At 69.2% G+C, this 22,666-nt stretch carries 20 protein-coding genes; 10 read left to right on the forward strand and 10 right to left on the reverse strand.

Going from position 1 to position 22,666, the window contains the following annotated elements:
- Nucleotides 1-387: 387 nt before the first annotated feature.
- Together ACF8ML_RS28545 and ACF8ML_RS28550 are read right to left on the reverse strand one after the other, a co-directional pair.
- Nucleotides 388-1,530: an acyl-CoA dehydrogenase family protein gene (locus ACF8ML_RS28545; RefSeq protein ID WP_016450523.1), complete on the reverse strand. Its 1,143-nt coding sequence runs from the start codon at nucleotides 1,528-1,530 to the stop codon at nucleotides 388-390.
- 48 nt (nucleotides 1,531-1,578) lie between these two features.
- Nucleotides 1,579-3,144, reverse strand: coding sequence for an AMP-binding protein (locus ACF8ML_RS28550; RefSeq protein WP_392408596.1), 1,566 nt, complete (start codon nucleotides 3,142-3,144; stop codon nucleotides 1,579-1,581).
- A 161-nt stretch (nucleotides 3,145-3,305) separates the two neighbouring features.
- Between ACF8ML_RS28550 and ACF8ML_RS28555 the strand changes: the two genes are divergently transcribed.
- Genes ACF8ML_RS28555 through ACF8ML_RS28570 form a run of 4 tightly spaced genes read left to right on the forward strand, consistent with a single transcriptional unit; the run spans nucleotide 3,306 to nucleotide 7,471 of the window.
- Nucleotides 3,306-4,493, forward strand: coding sequence for a thiolase family protein (locus ACF8ML_RS28555; RefSeq protein ID WP_133073144.1), 1,188 nt, complete (start codon nucleotides 3,306-3,308; stop codon nucleotides 4,491-4,493).
- A gap of 22 nt (nucleotides 4,494-4,515) precedes the next feature.
- Nucleotides 4,516-5,295, forward strand: coding sequence for an SDR family NAD(P)-dependent oxidoreductase (locus ACF8ML_RS28560; RefSeq protein WP_046988290.1), 780 nt, complete (start codon nucleotides 4,516-4,518; stop codon nucleotides 5,293-5,295).
- A gap of 40 nt (nucleotides 5,296-5,335) precedes the next feature.
- Nucleotides 5,336-6,298, forward strand: a complete 963-nt coding sequence (locus tag ACF8ML_RS28565; protein ID WP_012202625.1) for a tripartite tricarboxylate transporter substrate binding protein — start codon at nucleotides 5,336-5,338, stop codon at nucleotides 6,296-6,298.
- A gap of 21 nt (nucleotides 6,299-6,319) precedes the next feature.
- Nucleotides 6,320-7,471, forward strand: coding sequence for a CaiB/BaiF CoA transferase family protein (locus ACF8ML_RS28570; RefSeq protein WP_392408598.1), 1,152 nt, complete (start codon nucleotides 6,320-6,322; stop codon nucleotides 7,469-7,471).
- A 1-nt stretch (nucleotide 7,472) separates the two neighbouring features.
- Here the strand turns inward: ACF8ML_RS28570 and ACF8ML_RS28575 are convergent, their stop codons facing one another.
- Nucleotides 7,473-8,255, reverse strand: coding sequence for an IclR family transcriptional regulator (locus ACF8ML_RS28575; protein ID WP_016450517.1), 783 nt, complete (start codon nucleotides 8,253-8,255; stop codon nucleotides 7,473-7,475).
- Nucleotides 8,256-8,395: 140 nt separating this feature from the next.
- Between ACF8ML_RS28575 and ACF8ML_RS28580 the strand changes: the two genes are divergently transcribed.
- Nucleotides 8,396-9,259 (forward strand): hypothetical protein, encoded by an 864-nt coding sequence (locus ACF8ML_RS28580; protein WP_046240314.1) that lies wholly within the window; start codon nucleotides 8,396-8,398, stop codon nucleotides 9,257-9,259.
- 30 nt (nucleotides 9,260-9,289) lie between these two features.
- On the opposite strand, the gene ACF8ML_RS28585 is transcribed toward ACF8ML_RS28580, so the two are convergent.
- Complete coding sequence (locus ACF8ML_RS28585; RefSeq protein WP_016450515.1) at nucleotides 9,290-10,135, reverse strand: IclR family transcriptional regulator; 846 nt, start codon at nucleotides 10,133-10,135, stop codon at nucleotides 9,290-9,292.
- A 160-nt stretch (nucleotides 10,136-10,295) separates the two neighbouring features.
- Here ACF8ML_RS28585 and ACF8ML_RS28590 point away from each other — a divergent pair, with 160 nt between their 5' ends.
- From ACF8ML_RS28590 to ACF8ML_RS28600, 3 genes are all read left to right on the forward strand, one after another.
- Entirely contained in the window at nucleotides 10,296-11,276 is a 981-nt protein-coding gene (locus tag ACF8ML_RS28590; RefSeq protein ID WP_154836278.1) for a tripartite tricarboxylate transporter substrate binding protein, read from the forward strand.
- Between the two features lie 27 nt (nucleotides 11,277-11,303).
- The gene (locus tag ACF8ML_RS28595) at nucleotides 11,304-13,700 is read left to right on the forward strand and encodes a cytochrome P450/oxidoreductase (protein ID WP_392408600.1); all 2,397 of its coding nucleotides are present in this window, start codon (nucleotides 11,304-11,306) and stop codon (nucleotides 13,698-13,700) included.
- 417 nt (nucleotides 13,701-14,117) lie between these two features.
- Nucleotides 14,118-14,669 carry an N-acetyltransferase gene (locus ACF8ML_RS28600; protein WP_017406990.1) on the forward strand — a complete coding sequence of 184 codons (552 nt, stop codon included), beginning with the start codon at nucleotides 14,118-14,120 and terminating at the stop codon, nucleotides 14,667-14,669.
- A gap of 13 nt (nucleotides 14,670-14,682) precedes the next feature.
- On the opposite strand, the gene sugE is transcribed toward ACF8ML_RS28600, so the two are convergent.
- The 3 genes from sugE to ACF8ML_RS28615 form a co-directional block, all read right to left on the reverse strand.
- Nucleotides 14,683-15,000, reverse strand: coding sequence for a quaternary ammonium compound efflux SMR transporter SugE (gene sugE, locus ACF8ML_RS28605; RefSeq protein ID WP_013804742.1), 318 nt, complete (start codon nucleotides 14,998-15,000; stop codon nucleotides 14,683-14,685).
- A gap of 190 nt (nucleotides 15,001-15,190) precedes the next feature.
- Entirely contained in the window at nucleotides 15,191-15,679 is a 489-nt protein-coding gene (locus ACF8ML_RS28610) for a putative toxin-antitoxin system toxin component, PIN family (RefSeq protein WP_016450511.1), read from the reverse strand.
- Nucleotides 15,676-16,956 (reverse strand): class I SAM-dependent RNA methyltransferase, encoded by a 1,281-nt coding sequence (locus ACF8ML_RS28615; protein ID WP_017406989.1) that lies wholly within the window; start codon nucleotides 16,954-16,956, stop codon nucleotides 15,676-15,678. Before ACF8ML_RS28615 ends, ACF8ML_RS28610 begins: the two co-directional genes overlap by 4 nt.
- A 115-nt stretch (nucleotides 16,957-17,071) precedes the next feature.
- Here ACF8ML_RS28615 and ACF8ML_RS28620 point away from each other — a divergent pair, with 115 nt between their 5' ends.
- Both ACF8ML_RS28620 and rocF read left to right on the forward strand, forming a co-directional pair.
- The gene (locus ACF8ML_RS28620; protein ID WP_392408601.1) at nucleotides 17,072-18,145 is read left to right on the forward strand and encodes an ornithine cyclodeaminase; all 1,074 of its coding nucleotides are present in this window, start codon (nucleotides 17,072-17,074) and stop codon (nucleotides 18,143-18,145) included.
- A gap of 17 nt (nucleotides 18,146-18,162) precedes the next feature.
- Entirely contained in the window at nucleotides 18,163-19,128 is a 966-nt protein-coding gene (gene rocF / locus ACF8ML_RS28625; protein WP_047327973.1) for an arginase, read from the forward strand.
- 6 nt (nucleotides 19,129-19,134) lie between these two features.
- Here the strand turns inward: rocF and rtcA are convergent, their stop codons facing one another.
- From rtcA to ACF8ML_RS28640, 3 genes are all read right to left on the reverse strand, one after another.
- The gene (gene rtcA, locus ACF8ML_RS28630) at nucleotides 19,135-20,178 is read right to left on the reverse strand and encodes an RNA 3'-terminal phosphate cyclase (RefSeq protein WP_392408602.1); all 1,044 of its coding nucleotides are present in this window, start codon (nucleotides 20,176-20,178) and stop codon (nucleotides 19,135-19,137) included.
- A gap of 9 nt (nucleotides 20,179-20,187) precedes the next feature.
- Complete coding sequence (locus tag ACF8ML_RS28635; RefSeq protein ID WP_047327971.1) at nucleotides 20,188-21,003, reverse strand: nucleotidyltransferase domain-containing protein; 816 nt, start codon at nucleotides 21,001-21,003, stop codon at nucleotides 20,188-20,190.
- Nucleotides 21,004-21,176: 173 nt separating this feature from the next.
- Nucleotides 21,177-22,394 carry an RtcB family protein gene (locus ACF8ML_RS28640; protein ID WP_200903756.1) on the reverse strand — a complete coding sequence of 406 codons (1,218 nt, stop codon included), beginning with the start codon at nucleotides 22,392-22,394 and terminating at the stop codon, nucleotides 21,177-21,179.
- Nucleotides 22,395-22,666 lie beyond the last annotated feature (272 nt).

A 22,666-nucleotide genomic window follows, 5' to 3' on the forward strand; every position in this document is an offset into this window, starting at 1 on the left:
TTTCGCTGAGCATTTCCACATCAAGGCTGAAGAGCTGGCTGATGTTTTCCTGGCCGCGCAATTCACGGAAATGCAGTTCATCGCCCAATGGCGTATGGATGGTGACTCGGCGTGTCATTGGTGCTCTCGCCCTGTGGGGGCGCCCTCCCGATCTTTCGATACGGAAAGATCATGGAAGAATGAGCCGCTCTATGGAAATTCCAATTTCTGCCAAAAAATAGGATTGCCAAAAGGAAAATTGCCGCTTCTCCCACTCGGATCGGGCTTGGGAAAAGCCTAGGACAAGCGGCCGGAGCAAGGGCCTTCATGATGTGCAGCCGCCACACATCGCCCCGGCTGGCCGCCCCCGGATCAGGGCGCCGCACGCCCGCGCAGCCGCTCAGGGGTTCAAAGAGTCCTTCCGATGATCTCCTTCATGATCTCGTCACTCCCCCCGTAGATGCGCCCTATGCGCGCATCGGTCCAGGCGCGGCCGATCTGGTATTCGGTCATGTAGCCGTAGCCGCCGTGCAGTTGCAGGAATTCGTCGAGCAGGCGGTTTTGCAGCGCCGTGGCATTGAGCTTGACCATGGCGGCCCGGTCGGGGGCGAGCGCGCGGCGCAGGTGCAGGGCGATGCAGTCGTCCACGAAGACGCGCAGCATGGTGGCCTGGGCCTTGGCCTCGGCCAGCTTGAAGCGCGTGTTCTGGAAGTCGAACACCGGCTGGCCGAAGGCCTTGCGCTCGCGCGTGTAGGCAATGGTCTTGTGCAAAAAGGCCTCGATGGAGGCGGCGGCGCGCACGGCCACCACCAGGCGCTCCTGGGCCAGTTCGTGCATCAGATACCTGAAGCCCGCGTTCTCCTCGCCCAGCAGGTGGTCGGCCGGCACGCGCACGTTGTCGAAGAACAGCTCCGAGGTGTCCTGCGCCATGAGGCCGATCTTCTCGAGCTTGCGGCCCTTGGAGAAGCCGGGCATGCCGTCCTCGACCACGATCAGGGACACGCCCTTGGCACCCATCTCGGGCGCGGTCTTGGCGACGACGATGACCAGCTCCGAATTGATGCCGTTGGTGATGAAAGTCTTCTGGCCGTTGAGCACGTAGTGGTCGCCCTCGCGCCGCGCCGTGGTGCGCACGGACTTGAGGTCGCTGCCCGCGCCGGGCTCGGTCATGGCGATGGCGCCGATCAGCTCGCCTGCGGCCATGCGCGGCAGCCAGCGGTCCTTCTGCACCTTGCTGCCATAGGCATGGATGTAGGGCGCGACGATGTCCGAATGCAGCGGAAAGCCCAACCCGCTGGCGCCCGTGCGCGCGATCTCCTCCAGCAGCACGGCCGCATGGCCGAAGTCGCCGCCGCCGCCGTAGGGCTCGGGCAGCATGGGGTTGAGCAGGCCTTCGCGCCCGGCCTTGCGCCAGACCTCCTTGGGCACGATGCCCTGGCGCTCCCATTCGGCATGGTGGGGGACGATCTCGCGCTCGAAGAAGCGGCGGGCCTGCTCGCGGAACTGTTCATGGTCTTCGCGGTAGACGGAGCGCTCGGTCAGGTCTTGCATGGGTCGGTATCCGGTGGTTGTCGGTGAGGAAAGACGGGGAAGGGCCGTTCAGGCGCTGCGCAGGTTGAAGCCCGCGTGGGGCTGCTCGCGCAGCCTGTCCTTGAGCACGCGGCGCAGCAGCTTGCCCGTGGGCAGGCGCGGCAGCTCGTCCACGAACTGCAGGCGCTGCGGGCGCTTGAGGCGCGACAGCGTGGCGCCGGCCTCGGCGACGATGGCGCGCGCCATCTCGGCGCTGGCCGCATGGCCCTGGCGCAGCACGACCACGGCCATGGGCTGCTCGCCGAAGTCGGGCTCGGGCACGCCGACCACGGCCACCTCCTGCACGGCCGGGTGCGTGGCCAGCGCGTTCTCTATCTCCTGCGGATAGAGGTTGACGCCGCCCGACAGGATGAGGTCGGCCCGCCGGTCGCTGAGAAAGAGGTAGCCCTCCTCGTCCACATGGCCCAGGTCGCCATAGGTGGCCCAGCCACGCTCGTCTATGGCCTCGCGGGTCTTGGCGGGGTCGTTGAGGTAGGCGAAGGGCGCCACGTCCGAGAAGAACACGCGGCCGATCTGGCCCGCAGGCAGCTCCTGCCCGTCGTCGCCCACGATGCGCAGCCGACCGTAGCTGGCGCGGCCCACGGAGCCTGGACGCCGGCGCCATTCGGCGGAGTTGATCAGGGTGATGCCGCAGCCTTCGGAGCCTGCGTAGTACTCCAGCAGGATGTCGCCCCACCAGTCCAGCAGCGCCTGCTTGACGGCCACCGGGCAGGGCGCGGCCGCATGGATGGCGCAGCGGTGGCTGGACAGGTCATAGCCGTGCCGCACCTCCTCGGGCAGCTGCAGCAGGCGGCCCAGCATGGTCGGCACCCATTGGCTGTGGGTGATGCGGTAGCGCTCGATCATCGCCAGCGCCTGCTGGGCGTCGAAGCGCGCCGTGATCACCACCGCGCCGCCGCCGTCCAGCGTGCGCAGGCAGTAGCGCAGCGGTGCTGCGTGGTACAGCGGCGCGGGCGAGAGGTAGACCGCGTCGGCATCAAAGCCCATGTTGCGCTGCCAGGCCAGGAATTCGGGATCGGCCTGCGTGCGGTAGAGCGCCGCCGGCAGCGCCTTCTTGATCCCCTTGGGCCGGCCTGTGGTGCCCGAGGAGTACAGCAGGTCGCGCCCCAGCGGACGGCTGGACAGGTCGATGGGCGCGGGCGCCTGCGCACGCCAGGCGGCCAGGGCATCGGCCAGCGACGGCAGGCCCGTGGATGCGCAGTCTCCGTCCACCGAATGCACGGAGGCGGCCAGTTCGGCCGGCAGCTGCGCCGCCGTGGCGGCCGAGGCAAAGACATGGCGCGCCCCGCTGTCGCCCAGGATGTAGGCCACCTCGGGCGCCGTCAGGTGGGTGCTGATGACCACCGCGTACAGGCCCGCAAGGCGAGCGGCCAGCACCAGCTCCAGGATCTCCACGCGGTTTTCCATCAGCACGGCCACCGTGTCGCCGGCCGCCAGGCCCTGCCCGGCCATCCACTGCGCCACCTCGCGCGAGCGCTGCGCCAGCGCGCCCGCCGTGTGCTGCTGGCCGCTGTCGCCCATGGTCAGCGCAACGCGGTCGGGCCGGGCATCGGCCCAGCTGTGAAAGTCATGCACGCCTGTCTCCTTTGCTTTTTTGAATCCGTCGTCTCGAATTCACCGGGTTTCAGCAAGTATTTTTGTTTGCGCGCGGTTTTTCATCCGGGAAAACGCTTTGTTCAATGCAAATTTCGAGACTTATCATTCATTTCGTGAACCTCCAGTCTCATTAAATCAGCATGAACACTCCCGTCATCGTCGATGCCATCCGCAGTCCCATGGCCCGGGCCAAGCCCGATGGCGCCCTGGCCCAACTCCACCCCGTCGATCTGCTCAGCCAGGTGCTGGAGCAGCTCGTGCAGCGCAACCGCATCGACCCCGGCGCGGTGGACGATGTGATCACCGGCTGCGTGAGCCAGGCCGGAGAGCAGGCCGGCACGCCGGGCCGCCTGGCCTGGCTGGCCGCAGGCCTGCCGGCCCATGTGCCGTCCACCACCATCGACCGCAAGTGCGGCTCCAGCCAGCAGGCCGTGCACTTTGCCGTGCAGGCCATCATGTCGGGCACGCAGGACATGGTGATCGCCTGCGGCGTGGAGTCCATGAGCCGCGTGCCCATGGGCAGCTCGCGCATGGGGCAGAACACCACGGGCGCACGCTTTGATGCGCGCTTTGCGCCGGGGCTGGTGGGCCAGGGCGTGTCGGCCGACCTCGTGGCCGCGCGCTGGGGCCTGGGCCGCGAGGAACTGGATGCCTATGCCGCGCGCTCGCACCAGCGCGCCCATGCGGCCCAGTCGGCCGGACACTTCGAGCGCGAGATCGTGGGCATCACCACGCCTGCCGGCCTCTTCACGGCCGACGAGACCATCCGCCCGGCCACCACGGCGCAGAAGCTGGGCGCGCTCAAGGCCGTGTTCCAGAACGACGAGCTGTCGGCGCGCTTTCCGCAGATCCGCTGGCACACCACGGCGGGCAATGCCTCGCAGATGACCGACGGCGCCAGCGCCATGCTGCTGATGAGCGAAAAGCGCGCCCAGCAGCTGGGCCTGCGCCCGCGAGCGCGCTTCGTGGCGCTGGACGTGGTGGGCGACGATCCGCTGTACATGCTCACGGCCCCCATTCCCGCCACGCGGCGCGTGCTGGCCAAGGCCGGCATGCGGCTGGAGCAGATGGACCACTGCGAGATCAACGAGGCCTTCGCCTCCGTGCCGCTGGCCTGGCTGAAAGAGCTGAGGGAACTGGGCGCCGACCCCGAGCGGCTGAACCCGCGCGGCGGCGCCATCGCCCTGGGCCATCCGCTGGGCGCCTCGGGCATCCGCCTGATGACCACCATGCTGCACGCGCTGGAGGACAGCGGCGCGCGCTACGGCCTGCAATCCATGTGCGAGGCCGGCGGCATGGCCAACGCCACCATCATCGAACGCCTGTGAGCCAGGCACGGGAGACACATCCATGCAACTGCAAGAGAACATGACGGCCCTGGTGACGGGCGGCGTATCGGGCCTGGGCGAGGCATCGGCCCAGGCGCTGCTGGAGCGCGGCCTGAACGTGGTGGTGGTGGACCTGAACGAGGACCGCGGCGCGGCCATGGTGGACGCAGCCCGCCAGCGCCACGGCAGCCGCCTGCGCTTCGTGAAGGCCGACGTGGCCGACGCCGACCAGATGGCCGCCGCCATTGCCGCCGCCGAGGACTTCGGCGAGTTCCGCGCCCTGGTGCACTGCGCGGGCGTGGGCGGGCCGCTGCGGCTGGTGGAAAAGGACGGCAGCCCGGGCTCGCTGGACAAGTACACGGGCATCGTGCGCGTGAACCTGATCGGCACCTTCAACACGCTGCGCCTGGCCGCCGCCAGCATGGCGCGCAACGAGCCCGTGCAAGGCGAGCGCGGCGCCTGCGTGCTCACGGCCTCGGTGGCGGGCTACGAGGGGCAGATCGGCCAGATTCCCTACGCCTCGGCCAAGGCCGGCATCATCGGCATGACAATCGTCGCCGCGCGCGACCTGGCCACGCGCATGATCCGCGTGTGCACCATTGCGCCGGGCCTGTTCGACACGCCCATCCTGGCCAAGCTGCCCGACAACATCCGCCAGTCGCTGGCCGCCTCCGTGCCCAACCCCGCACGCCTGGGCCACCCGTCCGAGTACGCGCTGACCGCGCTGCACATTCTTGAAAATCCCATGCTCAATGGCGAGACGATTCGCCTGGACGGTGCCATTCGGATGAGTCCTCGCTGAGAAGCGCCCTGGCCCAGCACACGCGCGGAGAAGAAACACCATGTTCAAACGCCTCACGCTGGCCGCTGCCGCCTGGCTGTGCGCCACGGCAGCCATTGCAGCCGATGCCTGGCCCACGCGGCCCATCACCCTGGTCGTGCCGGGCGCGGCCGGGGGCTCCACCGACATTCCCGCGCGGCTGCTGGCGCTCAAGCTGGGCGAGCGGCTGGGCCAGCCCGTCATCGTGGACAACAGGCCGGGCGCGGGCGGCTCCATCGGTGCCAGCCAGGTGGCACGCGCGCAGCCGGACGGCTATACGGTGCTGGTGGGCAACACGGGCTCCAACGCCATCAACTACACGGCCTACAAGAAGCTGCCCTACAGGCCCGAGGACTTCGTGGCGCTGACGGACATGATCTCGTTCTCCAACGTGCTGGTCGTGCCCCAGGCATCGCCGGTGCGCTCGCTGGACGATCTGCTCAAGGCCGCGCGGCAGGCGCCGGGCAAGCTGTCGTTCTCCTCGGCCGGCGTGGGCCAGACCACGCACCTCATGGGCGAGCTGCTGCGCGAGCGCACAGGCGTGGACGTGGTGCATGTGCCCTACCGCGGCTCGGCACCGGCGACGGCGGCCATCGTCTCGGGAGAGACGCAGTTCATGTTCGACAACCTCACGGCCTCGCTGGTGCATATCAAGGCGGGCAAGCTGCATCCCATCGCCGTGACGGGCGCGCAGCGCGAGCCCGAGCTGCCCAACGTGCCCACCACCACCGAGCTGGGCCTGCAGGACTTCGACAAGGTCGGCTGGATGGGTTTCTTCCTGCCCGCGCAGACGCCGCCCGCCGTGGTGCGCAAGCTCACCGACGGCCTGGTCGCCGTGCTCCGGGACCCCGAGGTGGCGCGCCGCTACCGCGAGCTCGGCGGCCGCCCGGGCGGCATGCCGCAGGCGCAGTTCACCCAGCTGGTGGACAACGACCGCAAGAGCTGGGGCGCGCTGATCACCAGCCGCCAGCTGCAACTCGACTGAACCGATTTCGACGGAGACGCCATGAAGGTGCTGGACAGCGTGCGCGTGCTGGAGATTGGCGGCATCGGCCCGGGGCCGTTCTGCGCCATGCATCTGGCGGACCTGGGAGCCGATGTGGTGTCCATCGTGCGGCCCGAGGCGGAACCCGCCGCCACCTCATCCGCCTCAGCCACCTCAGCCACCTCAGCCACCTCCGCGCTGTCGCGCGGCAAGCGCTCGGTGTTCGCCGATCTCAAGTCGCCCGAAGGGCGTGACCTGGTGCTGGCCCTGGTGCGCGATGCCGATGCGCTGATCGAAGGCATGCGGCCCGGCGCCATGGAGCGCCTGGGCCTGGGACCCGAGGCCTGCCAGGCCCTCAACCCGCGCCTGGTCTATGGCCGCATGACGGGCTGGGGCCAGGACGGACCGCTGGCCCAGGCAGCCGGCCACGACAACAACTATGCCGCCGTCTCGGGCGCGCTGTGGGGGTGCTCGCCGGCCGGCGCGCGGCCGGTCTCGCCCTTTGCCACGCTGGGCGACATCAGCGGCGGCGCCATGTACCTGATGACGGGGCTGCTGGCCGGCATCGTGCAGGCACGCGCCACGGGGCGCGGCACCGTGGTGGACGCGGCCATCGTCGATGGTGCGGCGCACATGCTCAACCTCATGCTGCACGCGCGCCAGCGCGGTCTGGTGGCCGACGAGCGCGGCCACAGCATCCACGACAGTGCGCCGTTCTACGAAACCTATGCCTGTGGCGATGGCGGCTTCATCACCGTGGGCGCCATCGAGCCGCAGTTCCACGCCCTGCTGCTGGACAGGCTGGGCCTGGCCGGTGCCGCAGCGTTCCAGGGCCCGCAGTGGGACCGCGCCGCCTGGCCGGCGCGGCGCGCGCAGCTGCAGACGCTGTTCGCCTCCCGGCCCCGCGCGCACTGGCAGCAATTGCTGGAGGGCAGCGATGCCTGCTTCGGCGCCGTGCTCAGCCCTGTGGAAGCCGCCAGCCACCCGCACCTGCAGGCGCGTGGCGTCTATCTGCAGCCCGAAGGCGGCGCCCTGCAGGCCAGCCCCGCGCCACGCTTTGACGGCCAGGCCTATGCACCGGGTCCTGCGAGCGCCGCAGGCTCCGACACCGCCAGCGTGCGGGAGAAGGTGAGCGCAGGGCGCGCGCAGGAAGTCTGGCGCAGCGCCCGCTGATTCACGAGAGGCTGGAGGCGCCCAGCATGCCCTCGACCAGGCGCACCAGCGTGATCAGGCGCGGCCCGGCATCGCTTTCCAGCGCGCGGCTCTGCGGGCTGTAGATGGGCAGGGAGACCGAGAACACCCAGTACTCGCCGTCCTGGGCCGTGGACATGGGCACGGCAATGGACTGGATCTCGCGGTGCAGGTCGCCGTGGCTGCGGCAAAAGCCGTGCTCGGCCAGGTCGCGCCGCGCATCGTCGAGCCGCTCGCGCAGTTGCTGGGCGCGTGCGGGATCGTCGGCCTGCAGTTCCGCGATGAAGGCCTCGCGCTCAGCCTCGGGCAGGCTCAGCAGGTAGGCGCGGCCCGTGGCGGTGCGCGACAGCGAGATGTGCACCCCGATCTCGGGCAGGAAGACCTTGTTGGTCAGGCCGTTGGCCAGCTCCACCAGGCACAGCTGGCGGCCATGGCCCACGGCCAGCTGGATCTGGCCCTCCAGGTGATTGGCCAGCTCCTGCATGTGCGGCCGCGCGAACTGGCGCATGTGCATGCGCGCCAGCACGGGCGAGGACAGGTTCAGCAGCCCCACTCCCGGCACGTACTTGGACAGGCGCTCGGAGTAGCGCATCAGGTTCAGTTCGCACAGGGTGTCGATCAGGCGGAACAGCGTGGGCTTGGGCAGGCCCGTCATGTCCATCAGTTCACGGGCGCTGAGTTCCTGGTGCTTGTTGGAAAAGCACTGCAGTACGGAGATGCCGCGCACCAGGGCGGCCACCAGCTTGCCACTGTCTTCGGAATTCATGGATTGATGAGGGCTGAAAAGATGAAACGATTGTCTCAATTTTCAGGGTGCCGCCGCACAGATTTCCAGGGCCATGCGCAGTGCAAACCCGTAAACAGGCCTTGCCCCGCGCAACGGACATGACACGGCACAATCGGTCCATGCTTGGCGCCCTGCGCCTCCCACCAGAAAAGCCTGCCGTGTCCGAACCGTTTGCCGCCGTCCCGCCTTCCGAATCGCCAGACTACGACGCCTTCCTGCGCGCCCATGTGCTGAGCCAGCCTTTGAGCATCCAGCGCTATGACCGCGGCGACGAAACCATCTGGGTCAAGCGCGCGGGCGCCAGCAACCCGGCGTGGCGCTATCGCGCGCTGGCCCTGCTCGCCTTGTGCCTGCGCCTGCCCGTGCTGCGGCCCGTGCCCAATCCCGGCGGACACGAAGCCATCCGCACCGAGGTACGCCGCCTGCGCCAGCTCGCGCAGCGCGGCCTGCGCGTGCCTGCCGTGCTGGCCGAGTGCGAGGACGGCTTTGCCATGCGCCACCTGGGCAGCCCCGGCGTGGAGGCGCCCTCGCTGGGCAATGCCATGGAAGCCGCCCTGCCCCGGGGGGATGGCAGCACGCTGGCGCTGTGGCTGCAGGGCCTGCAGACCCTGCAGCAGGTGCATGGCAGCGGCGACTGCCTGAGCCAGGCCTTTGCGCGCAACATGGTCTGCTGTGCCGATGGCGTGATCGGCTTCATCGACTTCGAGGACGACCCCGCCGCCCACCTGCCCCTGGCGCTGTGCCGCGTGCGCGATGCCCTGTGCTACGCCCACTCCACGGCCTGGATACTGGAGCAGGCCGGCGCCATGCCGGCCGCACGCGCGGCCTGGCGGGACTTCGTGCAGTCCATGGAGCCCGAAACCCGCGCCCTGATGGCGCGCACCGTGAAACAGCTGGCCTGGGTGCGCCGCCTGCCTGAGAGCCGCCGCCTGGGCCGCGACATGCAGCGCGTGCGCATGGCCTACACGCTGGTGACGCCGTAGCGGCAGCGGGCTGCACGCCTCAACCGGGCCTCAGCCGGGCTTCAGCCGGGCCTCACCGGGCAGATGGCCCAGCGAGGCGCTGACGCGCGCCGCTTCGGCGCGCAGGGCCCGGGCCACAGCGCCCTGCGGGTCCGGGTCGAAGCCGCCGCTGGCGCCCAGCGCGCACAGCACGCCCACCACATGGCCTGTGTAATCGTGCAGCGGCGCCGCCACGGCGCTGATGCCCGGCAGGTTGACATCGCGCACCGAGGCGCAGCCCGCAGCGCGGATCTCGCGGCGCAGCGTGCCCAGCGGGTCCGCGCCATCGAGCAGCGCGCGCCGCGCGGCCGGCGCCTCGGCCAGCTCCCGGGCCAGCAGCGCATCCACGCGGGCATCGTCGTCCATGAAGGCGAAGAAGGCGCGCCCCGTGGCCGACCACAGCAGCGACATCACCGAGCCCACGCGCACATTGACGGTGACCGGCAGGCCCGGCTCCTCGAAGCGCACGATGGTCGGCCCCAGGTTGCCCATCACGGCCACGAAGCTGGTGACCTGCAAGGCCTCGCGCAGGTGCAGCAGGGCCGGCTCGGCCAGGCGGATGGGGTCGGACTGCCGCATGGCGGCCAGGCCCACGCGCATGGCCTCGGCCGCCAGCGCGTACTGCGTGCCGCCACGGTCCTGCTCCACCAGCCCCTCGGCCATCAGGCTGGCCAGGTAGCGGTGGACCTTGGCCGGGCTTTCCTCCACCGCGCCCGCGATGGCCGTGAGGCTGGCGCGTCCGCCCAGCGTGGCCAGGGCCTTGAGCACGGCCAGGCAGGTCTCGGCGGCCTGCACGCGCTGGCGCCTTTCGCGCGGCGGCGCGGGCTCGTCAATCTCGGAGGCAACAGTGGAAGTCATGGCGGCAGGGCGGTGCTGGAAAGGCCTGTTTTAAGGGCTGGCGGGGCATTGTGCCGCAGCTTGCGGGTAATCCCGGGCGGTGCTTTTACGCAATGCGTAGAAAAATTACGCAAAACAAGATTCCATGGATTCCACCCAGGCCTCACCGGAGACAAGCCCCATGCACAAGCGCCTCTTTCTCACCACACTGGCCGCAGGCCTGCTATCGGCCACCGCCCTGCCCGGCGCGCTGGCCCAGGACGGATTCCCCAGCAGGAACGTGCGCTGGATCGTTCCCTACGCGGCCGGCGGCGGCTCGGACTTCCTGGCCCGCACCATAGGCCAGGCCTGGGGCGGCCAGGTGCACCAGCCCATCGTGGTGGACAACCGCCCGGGCGGCAACACGGCCATAGGCGCCTCGGAAACCGCGCGTGCTGCCGCCGATGGCTACACCGTGCTGTCGGCCGACAACGGCACCCTGGTCTTCAATCCCGTGCTCTACAAGAGCCTCAGCTACAACCCCGCCAGGGACCTCGCGCCGGTCACGCTGATGGGCCGCTTCCCGATGATCCTGGTGGCCGGCCCCGGCATGGCAGCGGCCACGGCCAAAGACTTCCTGGCCCAGGCGCGCACCAGCAAGGACGGCGTGAACTACGCCTCGGCCGGTGCCGGCAGTCCGCACCACCTGGCCATGGAACTGCTCAGGGTGGAGGCCGGCCTGAAGCTGGTGCACGCGCCCTACAAGGGCGCGGCGCCGGCCCTGGGCGACGTGGCTGGCGGCCAGGTGCCCGTGATGATGGTGGACCTGGCCGCGGGCGCAGGCTTCATCAAGGCCGGCAAGGTCCGCCCGCTGGCCGTGGCCAACGCCACGCGCCTGCCCCAGTTGCCCGACGTGCCCACCTTCGCCGAGCTGGGCCTGCCCAAGGTGCAGGCCGCCGCCCTGGTAGGACTGGTGGCGCCCGCCAGGACCCCGGCCCCGGTCATCGCGGCCCTGCACCGGCAGGTCGTGGCCGCGATCAACGAGCCCGCCGTGCGCCAGAAGCTCGTGGATTTCGGCGTGGAGCCCGTGGGCAACACGCCCGAGCAGTTCGCCGCGCTGCTGGCCAGCGAAAGCACGCGCTGGCACCAGCTGATCCGCGACCAGAACATCACTTTGGATTGACCCTCCGCGCCTGCCTGCGAACCTGCCATGACTGCCTCCGCCGCCCCCGACACCGCCCCGTCCGCCTCTGCGCCAGCATTTGCGCCCGGCTCTGCGCCCGCCTCCGCGCGCTGCCCCTTCGACCACCGCCAGCCCAGCGGCCAGACCGGCCCCACGGGCTGCCCCGTCAGCGCGGGTGCCGCGGCCTTCGACCCGTTCAGCGACGGCTATCAGCAGGACCCGCCCGAATATGTGCGCTGGGCGCGCGAGCAGGAGCCGGTGTTCTACAGCCCGCAACTGGGCTACTGGGTGGTCACGCGCTTCGACGACATCAAGGCGGTGTTCCGCGACAACATCGCCTTCAGTCCCTCGATCGCGCTGGAGAAGATCACGCCCACGGGCGAGGAGGCCAATGCCGTGCTGGCCTCCTACGGCTTCGCGCTGAACCGCACCCTGGTCAACGAGGACGAGCCCGCCCACATGCCGCGCCGCCGCGCGCTGATGGACCCGTTCACGCCCGAGGAGCTGCGCCACCACGAGCCCATGGTGCGCGAGCTGGCGCGCGCCTATGTGGACCGCTTCATCGACGACGGCCGCGCCGACCTTGTGGACCAGATGCTGTGGGAGGTGCCGCTGACCGTGGCCCTGCACTTCCTCGGCGTGCCCGAGGAGGACATGGACCGGCTGCGCGAGTACTCCATCGCCCACACCGTCAACACCTGGGGCCGGCCCCGGCCCGAGCAGCAGGTGGCCGTGGCCCATGCGGTGGGCAACTTCTGGCAGCTGGCCGGCAAGGTGCTGGCCAAGATGCGCGAGAACCCCGATGCGCCGGGCTGGATGCAATACGGCATACGCAAGCAAAAGGAGCTTCCCGAGGTCGTCACCGACTCCTACCTGCACTCCATGATGATGGCCGGCATCGTGGCCGCGCACGAGACCACGGCCAATGCCACGGCCAACGCCGTCAAGCTGCTGCTGCAGCATCCCGGCGCCTGGAAGCAGATCTGCGAGAACCCCGCGCTGATCCCCAATGCCGTGGAGGAATGCCTGCGCCACAACGGCTCGGTGGCCGCCTGGCGGCGCCTGGCCACGCGCGACGTGGTGATCGGCGGCGTGGCCGTGCCGGCGGGCTCGAAGCTGCTCATCGTGACCTCGTCGGCCAACCATGACGAGCGGCATTTCGCCGATGCCGACTTCTTCGACATCCACCGCGACAACGCCGGCGACCACCTGACCTTCGGCTATGGCTCGCACCAGTGCATGGGCAAGAACCTGGCGCGCATGGAGATGCAGATCTTCCTGGAGGAGTTCACGCGCCGCCTGCCCCACATGCGGCTGGCCGAGCAGCGGTTCACCTACGTGCCCAACACCTCGTTCCGGGGCCCCGAACACCTGTGGGTGGAGTGGGACCCGGCCCTGAACCCCGAGCGCGCCCGTCCCGCCCTGCTGCAGGCGCGCCAGCCCGTGCGCATCGGCGAAGCCCTGCAGGGCGGCGCCAGCCGGCCCATGGTCGTGGCCGAGGCCGTGGCTGCCGCCGAAGGCGTGCTGCGCCTGCGCCTGAAGGCCGCCGATGGACACGCCCTGCCGCGCTGGACGCCGGGCTCGCACATCGACCTGCAATGCGGCGACACGGGCCTGTCGCGCCAGTACTCGCTGTGCGGCGACCCGCAGGACACCGGCAGCTACGAGATTGCCGTGCTGCGCGAGGCCAACGGCCGTGGCGGCTCGGCCTGGGTGCATGAGCATCTGCACCGCGGCGCCACCGTACAGGTGCGGGGCCCGCGCAACCATTTCCCGCTGGACGAAGGCGCCAGCCACCTGATCCTGGTGGCCGGCGGCATCGGCATCACGCCCATCTCGGCCATGGCACGGCGCGCCAGGGCGCTGGGCCTGTCCTATGAAATCCACTACAGCGGCCGGCGCCGCGCGGGCATGGCGCTGCTGGCGCCGCTGCTGGCCGAGCATGGCGCCAGGCTGCATCTGTACGTGGCGGAGGAAGGCCGGCGCGCCGACTACGCCGCCCTGCTCGCCACGCCGCGCGCCGGAGCCCGCATCCATGCCTGCGGACCGGCGCGCCTGCTGGACGGCCTGGAGGCGGCCAGCCGCCACTGGCCCGAGGACAGCCTGCGCGTGGAGCATTTCGTCTCCACTGTGGGGGCGCTGGACCCTGCCAGGGAGCAGGGCTTCGAGGTGGAACTGCGCGCATCGGGCCTTGTGCTGCAGGTGCGCAACGACCAGACGCTGCTGGACGCCCTGCGCAGCGCGAAGATCGAAGTGCAAAGCGACTGCCGGGAAGGGCTGTGCGGGTCCTGCGAAGTGCCCGTACTCGAAGGCGAGGTGGACCACCGAGACATGGTGCTCACGCGCGGCGAGCGCGCGGCCTGCACCAAGATGATGAGCTGCTGCTCGCGCGCCAGGGGCGGCAGGCTGGTGCTGGGCCTGTAGCCAGGGCTACAGGGCAGCCCGGCGCCCGCAAGCCCGGCGCCCAGAAACACAAAAGCCCCAAGGCCATCATCGGCAATGGGGCGATCGCATCGGTGGGCGCGCTTCGGGGCGCACCTGCCTCCAACCGGATTACTGGTTGGCGATTTCGAGCTCGGCGTTGCGGGCTTGCTGGATGAAATCGATCAGGGAATAGATTGCTTGGCGCATGGTGAACTTCCTTACTGAGACGCTCAACAATCACTGGCGGCATGCATCTCAAGTGCCGCGAATGCCGGGAAAACCCTCTAAGCGTTTACCCTAGGAATAAGTATAAACCACTAGATTCCGGCGTGCAAACGCACAGTTGTAAGCGCACGTCAAGATTCCGCAGAGGCGCCCAACTGCGTCCCAATGTCAGGCATGGGATGATTCAGGCTTATGACCGCGCCTTCCGTTTCCCTCGCACCCTGGCACATAGAGCCGCTGAACCCGGCCGAGGCGCCGTGGCCGCTGCTGCTGTCGGCGGACCCGTCGCGGGAAAAGGTGCGCGGCTATCTGGCGGGCTCCACCTGTTTTGCCGCGCGCGAGTCCTTCCAGCGCGAAGGCCAGCCGCCGCGTCCCGGCGGGCGCGGCGAGGTATTGGGCATGTGCGTGCTGGTGCCGCTGCGCGCCAGCGGCGACGAGGCCTCAGGCCCACCCGCCTGGGAGCTGATGAACATCGCGGTCGCGGAATCGCTGCATCACCGGGGCCTGGGCACCGCCCTGCTGCGCCAGGCCATCGCCTGGGCGCGCTCGCAAGGTGCTCCCCGCATCGAGGTCGGCACCGGCAGCTTCGGCGACCAGCTGGTCTTCTACCAGCGCGCGGGGTTTCGCGTGACGGGAATCGTGCGTGACTTCTTTCTGAAGCACTACACCACCCAGCTGTGGGAGCGCGGCGTGCAGCACCGCGACATGCTGCGCCTGACGCTGGAGCTGGGCACGGGCCGCTGAACGGCCGCCCCGCTCAGTCCGAAGACATCTTCATCAGCACCAGGCCCGAGACGATGAGCACGGCCGCGCCGATGCGCATGGCGCTGACCTGCTCGCCCAGGACCGTGATGCCGACCAGGAAGGCGCCCACGGCGCCGATGCCGGTCCAGATCGTGTAGGCCGTGCCCAGCGGCAGGCTGCGCATGGCCACGGCCAGCAGGCCGAAGCTGGCGATCATGGTGACGATGGTGATGGCGCTGGGCACCAGCCGCGTGAAGCCGTGCGATTGCTTCATCGAAAACGCCCAGACCACTTCGAGCAGCCCCGCCACCAACAGATAGACCCATGCCATGGAAAACTCCTTGTGAAGCCGGGTCGTCCCGGCGCATGCATGTCCCGATGTGGGGGAGGCCGTCCTCCTGGCAGAAGGGCTTGTGCCTCCTGCATGGCCGCCAGTTTAGGAGAAAGCCTTCAAGCCGGCCGCACCCAGCCTGTTGCCCCATTGCCGCCTGGGTGGTTGCTGCACAACAGCATCCAGGGCGTCAGGCGGCCAGTGCCTCTTCCTGTTCAGCCAGCAGGATGTTGCCCACGGTGGCGCCCAGGCCGGCCACGCGCTTGCGCAGCTTGAGCACGGCCTTGTCCTTGCTGATCAGCAGCGCCTGGTGCTGGCTGGCCAGGTCCAGGAAATGCTGGTCGTCGGGGTCGGTGCAGGCAAAGCGGATGCGCGGCGCATCGGCCACGTACTCGACCGCTCCGTCAAAGGCCGAGAGCACGCCCTCGACCGTCTTGCCGTAGAAGGCCACGCGCGGCGCGATCTGGCTGTAGTGCAGCACGCGTTCGAGCTCGATGCGCTGGGCCTGGTCGGCGATCCAGCGCATCTGCCCCTGCTCCACCAGCTCGCGGATCGGCGGAACATGCGGATCGTCGAAGATCAGCATGTCAAGGACCACATTGGTATCGAGCACCACGGGCCGGGGCAGGGGACCTTCGTAGCCGTCGTTGCACTGCGGCCAGCGCAGCACGATCTTCATGGCGCGGCGCCCTCTGCCGGGCCTTCGGCGGCCTTTCTGGGCTTGACAGCGCCACGGACCATGTCGAAGCGGAACAGCCGGCACTCGATGGGGCCGTTCCACATGGGCGTGCGCCGCGCTTCCTTCAGGCGCATCTTGCCGGGCAGCTTGAGGTCGGGCGTGAGCATCCAGGCGCTCCAGCCGCTGTAGTTCTTCTTCCAGTGGGTGGCCAGCTGGCTGAAGAATTCCACGCCGTCCTCGGTCTGGGCCGTCTCGCGGCCCGCGCGCTCGACCACGGCCATGCGCTCGCCGGCGCTGCGGCCGGCCGAGCCGGCTGCGGCAATGCGCTCGCCATAGGGCGGATTCAGCAGCATCAGGCCGGGCTGCTCGCAAGGCGGCATGCGCTGCAGCGCGTCACCGCCGCGCAACTGCACGGTCTGGCCCACGCCCGCGCGCTCGGCGTTGCGCTGGGCGAAGTCCACCATGCGGTGGGACACGTCGGAGCCATAGATGCCCACGGGGCTGTCGGGCAGGATGGCGGCCTCAGCCTCGTCCAGCATGGCTTCCCACACATGCCTCTGGAAGGGCACGAGCTTTTCGAACGCGAAGCGCCGCAGGATGCCTGCCGGAATGCGCCGGGCGATCTGCGCGGCCTCGATCAGCACCGTGCCGCTGCCGCAGCAGGGGTCGTACAGCGGCTGGGGATCGTCGCCGTGCGGGTCCCAGCCCGTGGCGGCGATCATGGCCGCGGCCAGGGTTTCCTTGAGCGGCGCATCGCCCTTGTCCTCGCGCCAGCCGCGCTTGAACAGCGCCTCGCCCGAGGTGTCGATGTAGATGGTGGCCTCGTCGGTCGTCAGGTGCAGGTGCACGCGCACGTCGGGGTGGCGCGTTTCCACGTCGGGGCGCACGCCCTTCCTGTCGCGGAAGCGGTCGGCAATGGCGTCCTTGACGCGCAGCGCCGCAAAGTTGAGGCTGGTCAGCGGGCTGTGCTGGGCCGTGACTTCGATCTTGAAGCTCTCGCGCGGGGAGAACCAGATCTCCCAGGCCACTTCGCTGGCGGCGCGGTACAGGTCGTTTTCGTTGCGGTACAGGGTCTGCGACAGCTGCACCAGCACGCGCTGGGCCAGACGGCTGTGCAGGTTCAGCAGCATGGCGTCGCGCCACAGGCCGCGCACCATCACGCCGCCACGGCCGACCAGGAGGTCGTGGCCGCTCAGGCCGGTGATCGCGTGGACCTCGTCGGCCAGAAATCCCTCGACGCCGGCGGCGCAGGGCAAAAACAGATGCAGTTGGTTCATAGCTTGGGTGCCGAGCATACGCGCACCGCGATTCCCCGCGCAGGCGCCAGCCGAAACCCGCTTGCCTGCGCTTCGGCCCGGGCCTACAGTGGAAGCAACCGCGAGGGAGAGCACCATGAAGACTCGAACCACGCCCGTCCACACGGATTTCCTCGGCGCCACGCAGGCCGCACGCCTGGTGGCGCAGGTCGGCGTCGCCGCCTGCCTGGCCGGCCTGGCCGATGCCATCGAGCAAGACTTCGCGCGCTGGCCCGATTTCGAGAAATCGGCCCGCCTCGCCCACCATTCGCCCGGCGGCGTGATCGAGCTCATGCCCGTGTCCGATGCGCTGGACTACGCCTTCAAGTACGTCAATGGCCATCCAGACAACGCCGACCGGGACCTGCCCACGGTGATGGCCTTCGGCGCCCTGGCCGACGTGGCCACGGGCCTGCCGGTCTTCCTGTCCGACCTGACGCTGGCCACGGCGCTGCGCACCGCCGCCACCTCGGCGCTGGCCGCGCGCCGGCTGGCGCGGCAGGGCTGCCGCAGCATGGCGCTGATAGGCGCAGGATCGCAGTCCGAATTCCAGGCCCTGGCCTTCACCCACCTGCTGGGCGTGGAGCGGCTGCGCATCTTCGACATCGATGTCCAGGCCATGCGCAAGCTGGTGGACAACCTGGGCCATGCAGGCATTGCCGCCCAGCGCATCACCTGCTGCACCAGCAGCGCCCAGGCGCTGGAAGGCGCCGACATCGTCACCACGGTCACGGCCGCCAAGCGCCGCGCCTGCGTGATCGCCGATGCCGATGTGCGCCCCGGCACCCACATCAATGCCGTCGGCGGCGATTGCCCCGGCAAGACCGAACTGCCCGTGGAGTTGCTGCGGCGCGCGCGCATCTTCGTGGAGTTCACGCCCCAGACGCGCGTGGAAGGCGAGCTGCAGCAGCTGCCCGCCGACGCGCCCGTGACCGAGCTGTGGCAGGTCATCAATGGCCTGGCGCCGGGACGCGGGCACGACACCGAGATCACGCTGTTCGACTCCGTGGGCTTTGCGCTGGAAGACTATTCGGCCCTGCGCTGGTTGCGCGCGCTGGCCCACGACACCGGGCTGATGCAGTCGATCGACCTGGTGCCTGCGCTGGCCGACCCCCGCGACCTGTACCGGCTGGTGCGCGAGGCCGGGCAGGCAGAACGCGGCTTTGGCTGACACGGGGACTGCATACCATGGGTCCCATGAGCATGAACACCCATACGACCCCGCAGACCGCACGCGCCCTGAGACTCATAGGCGTGCCCACCGACATCGGCGCCAGCCGCCTGGGCAGCGCCATGGGCCCCGACGCGCTGCGCGTGGCCGGCCTGGCCCCGGCGCTGCGCCAGCTGGGCTGCCAGGTGCGCGACATCGGCAACCTGGCCGGTCCGCCCAATCCCCAGACACCGCCCGAGCAGGGGCTGCGCCACCTCGCACCGGCCCGCGCCTGGATGGACGCCGTGCACCAGGCCGTGGGCCAGGCGCTGGACGATGGCGAGCTGCCGCTGATGCTGGGCGGCGACCACAGCCTGGCCATGGGCTCGATCAGTGCCGTGGCCGCCCACTGCCGCCGCCTGGGCCGCGCGCTGCGCGTGATCTGGCTGGACGCCCACGCCGACTGCAACACGCCCGATATCTCGCCCAGCGGCAACCTGCACGGCATGCCCGTGGCCAGCCTGTGCGGCCTGGGGCCCGAGCCGCTGACCGCGCTGTCCCAGGGCGGCGATCCGGCGCTGGATGCCGCCTCGCTGTGCCAGATCGGCCTGCGCAGCGTGGATGACCAGGAAAAGCGCCTGCTGCATTCGCTGAACATCGAGGTGTACGACATGCGCGCCATCGACGAGTTGGGCATGCGCGAGGTCATGCGCCGCGCGCTCGACGGCCTCGCCGGCAGCGACACCCACCTGCACCTGAGCTTCGACGTGGACTACCTCGATCCCGACATCGCGCCCGGCACCGGCACCCCCGTGCGCGGCGGCCCCAGCTACCGCGAGGCCCAGCTGTGCATGGAGATGCTGGCCGATACCGGACGCCTGGGCTCGATGGATCTGGTGGAGCTCAATCCCGCGCTGGATGTGCGCAACCAGACGGCCGAACTGGTGGTGGACCTGCTGGAGAGCCTGTTCGGCAAGAGCACGCTGGTGCGGGCCGATCGCTGAGGCCGCTCAGGCAGGCGAAAGCGAAACACGCCAGCCGTCGCCCGTTGCGTCCGTGGTAAAGCGCACAGGCACAAAGCGCTCGATCACCTCGAAATTGCTGCGCGCATGCGGCGTCAGTTCCGTGCAGGTGTAGCTGGCACCGCGCCCGCTGCGCCAGACGGCCAGCGCCAGCGGCAGGGCCCATTGGTCGGCCAGGTACGGGCCCAGCGCGGCCCGGCTGCCCTGGTGGCGGCGCACCTCGCGCGCCAGGTCATGCGCCACCTTTTCGGCGCTGACGCCCTTCATGCCGAACTGCGTGAACACTTCGCACAGGTGCTCATAGGCCAGCGTGGCCAGCAGCGCGTTGCCCGGCCCCTCGTTCTGGCGCACGGCAGCCACCTGCAGCTGCTCGCCAGACCAGCCCAGGGCCTGACCCAGATGGTCCAGTTCGCGCTGGGCCACCGCGCGTGGCAGCGCGGGCGCAAAGCATTCGGCATGGCTGGCCACGGGGGCGCCGCGTTCGGTGATATCGAAAGGCACAAGCCCATTGGTTGCCGGCGTGATCGTCACGTCCATCTCGCCGCCACCGGCCGGATAAAAGCCCAGCCGGCGCAGCCGCAGTTCGCAGCGCGCGCCCAGCCTGTGCAGCAGCGGCGCATAGCTGCGCTCCAGGAAGTGGAAGGGCGGCGCGGCCGGGTTGTGGGTGCCGCCGCCCAGGGTCAGGCGGCTTTCGCCGTTAGCCAGCATCAGCGCGGGCCACAGCGTCTGCAGCAGCAGGGTGCAACTGCCGGCCGAGGCGATCACGAAGCGGTACTCGCCCGCACGCACCGGCCCCGGTGTGAATTGCAGCGCCTGCGAATTCATCTCGGCGCCCTGCATCTGCGCGCCGCAGATTTCGGCGGCGGCATTGACGCAGGCCAGGTGCTGGCGCATCAGACCCGGCTTGGCGCGCCCGGCACGGATGCGCTGCATGGCAAAAGGCTGGCCCGTGCACATGGACAGCGCCAGCGCGCTGCGCAGCATCTGGCCTCCGCCCTCCCCGGCGGAGCCGTCGATCTCGATCACTTTCATTTTTCTCTTTCATTCATTGCCGCCAAAGCGCGCCACGGCATCCCGCAGATAGCGGTCCAGCGGCGCCGCATCGGCCTGGTCCCCCGGATCGGGCGCATGGGCCATGGCATGGGCCAGCTCGCGCTCCAGGAAATCATGGACCCGCACCCGGCGCGGCCCCTTGGCGGCCTCGCCCAGGCGCATCTTGAGCTCCAGCAGCTCGTTGAGCTCGGCCAGCAGGCCTGCATCCTCCAGCGTGCCCGCCGCCAGCTGCGCAAAGCGCATGGGCGGCGCACCACGCCCCTCGCGTATCCAGCGCGCGGCCAGCAAGGGGCGCAGCACATAGAAGTATTTCTTGTAGCGCACCACATCGCCCTGCAGGTGGGCGCGCAGGTTCTTGCGCGCCATGGCCACATAGTGGTGGTAGCCGCGCACCGGCGAAAAGCCCTGCTCGGCCAGCAGATGCAGGCGCTCGGCCCAGGGCTGCTCCTGCCGGTAGACCACGGGCGAGCGCAGCCATTCGAGCAGCGTGGGGTTGGAGGCGCGCAGCAGCCCCAGCGCCTTGCGCAGCTCCCAGCCGCTGACATCGAGCTCGCCGCTGAGCGGCTGCTCTATGACATCGCGGCCCGGCGCCACCGTCAGATACCAGGGCAGGCGGTGGACGTAGATGAAGCGCACGTCATAGTCGCTGTCGGGCGAGGCAAAGCCCCAGCCGCGGCTGCCCGACTCGCAGGCAAACAGCACCGTGACCTCGTGCCTGCGCTCCACCTCGGCCAGGTTGGACAGCACCGTGGCGCGCATGGCATCGGAGACCGGATGCGCGCTCAATACCTTTTCTTCCCTCATGCTCTCATCCTGCTTTCTTTTCAATTGCCACGCCTCATAAGACTGGCAAGCCCCAAGCGAGGGACACCGAGGAAGGGCCTACGCCGGCCGCGCCGCCCCGCACCGAGGGTGTCGTCCCCCTCCCCCGCGAAGCGGGTAGAGAGGGGGAAGCCGCATAGCGGCTCAGGGGGTGCCTATCCTTTCACGCACACCACTTGCTTCAGGGTGTGCACCACCTCCACCAGATCCTGCTGCGCGGCCATGACCGCATCGATGTCCTTGTAGGCCATGGGAATCTCGTCCACCACATTGGCATCCTTGCGGCATTCCACGCCCTCGGTGGCCTTGATGTGGTCCGCCACGCTGAACATCTTCTTGGCCTTGGTCCGGCTCATCACGCGGCCCGCACCGTGGCTGCAGCTCTCGAAGCTCTCCGGGTTGCCCAGGCCGCGCACGATATAGCTGCGCGCGCCCATGCTGCCCGGGATGATGCCCAGCTCGCCGCGCCGCGCGCTCACCGCGCCCTTGCGGGTGATGAACACGTCCTGGCCGAAATGGCGCTCCTGCTGCACATAGTTGTGGTGGCAGTTCACCGCCTCCACATGCGACTCGAAGGGCTTGGCGATCACCTTGCGCACCGTGGCGATGAGGTTGGCCATCATCACCTCGCGGTTGCGCATGGCGAACTTCTGCGCCCAGGACACGCCGCGCACATAGTCGCCAAAGTAGCGGGCCCCTTCCTCGAAATAGGCCAGGTCCTTGTCGGGCAGGTTGCGCTGATGCAGTTCTGCGTCCTTCTTGGCCAGCTCGATGAAATGGGTGCCGATGGCATTGCCCACGCCGCGCGAGCCCGAGTGCAGCATGAACCACACGAAGCCCGCCTCGTCCAGGCAGATCTCGATGAAGTGGTTGCCGCTGCCCAGCGTTCCCAGGTGCTTGCGGTTGTTGGTGTTGGCCAGGCGCGGATGCAGCTCGCACAGCAGGTCGAACTCCTCGGCCAGCGTGGCCCAGACCTGGTCCACCGACACGGGCGGGTTCTCCCAGCTGCCTGGATCACGGCCCCGGTGGCGCGGCACCGAGCCATGCGGCACGGCCTGCTCTATCGCCGAGCGCAGCGGGCCCAGGTTGTCGGGCAGGTCCTCGGCGCGCAGCGTGGTCTTGGCAGCCATCATTCCGCAGCCGATGTCCACGCCCACGGCCGCCGGGATGATGGCCTTGATGGTGGGGATCACCGAGCCCACGGTGGCGCCTATGCCCAGGTGCACATCGGGCATGGCCGCGACATGCTTGAACACCACGGGCAGGCGCGCGGCGTTCTCCAGCTGCTTGCGCGCCTCGTCCTCGACGGGCACGCCCTTGGTCCACATCTTGATGGGGACGCCGTTTTCCACGTTGTGTTGCAGGTAGTTCATTGCGTTGTCCTTCAGTCTTCTTGTCTGTTCGTCTTGTTCAGGTCTTGCTGCCGCGCGGCTCATCCACGCATCAGGCGAGACAGGTCCCGCTTGCGGATGGCGCTGCCCAGGCTTTGATAGTCCCGCAGCGGGAATTCATGCTCCAGCCAGCGCTTTCGGTATTCCTCGACGCCCATGCCGCAATAAGAGTGGCTAACACCACCGATCCACGAAGCGTGCACAGATGATCGCCGCTGCCAGTTTTAGCAGCGCTTCGTGGATATCCAGCCGTC

This window comes from Delftia sp. WSY_10 (genome assembly GCF_043104705.1).
Classification (GTDB): domain Bacteria; phylum Pseudomonadota; class Gammaproteobacteria; order Burkholderiales; family Burkholderiaceae_C; genus Comamonas; species Comamonas tsuruhatensis.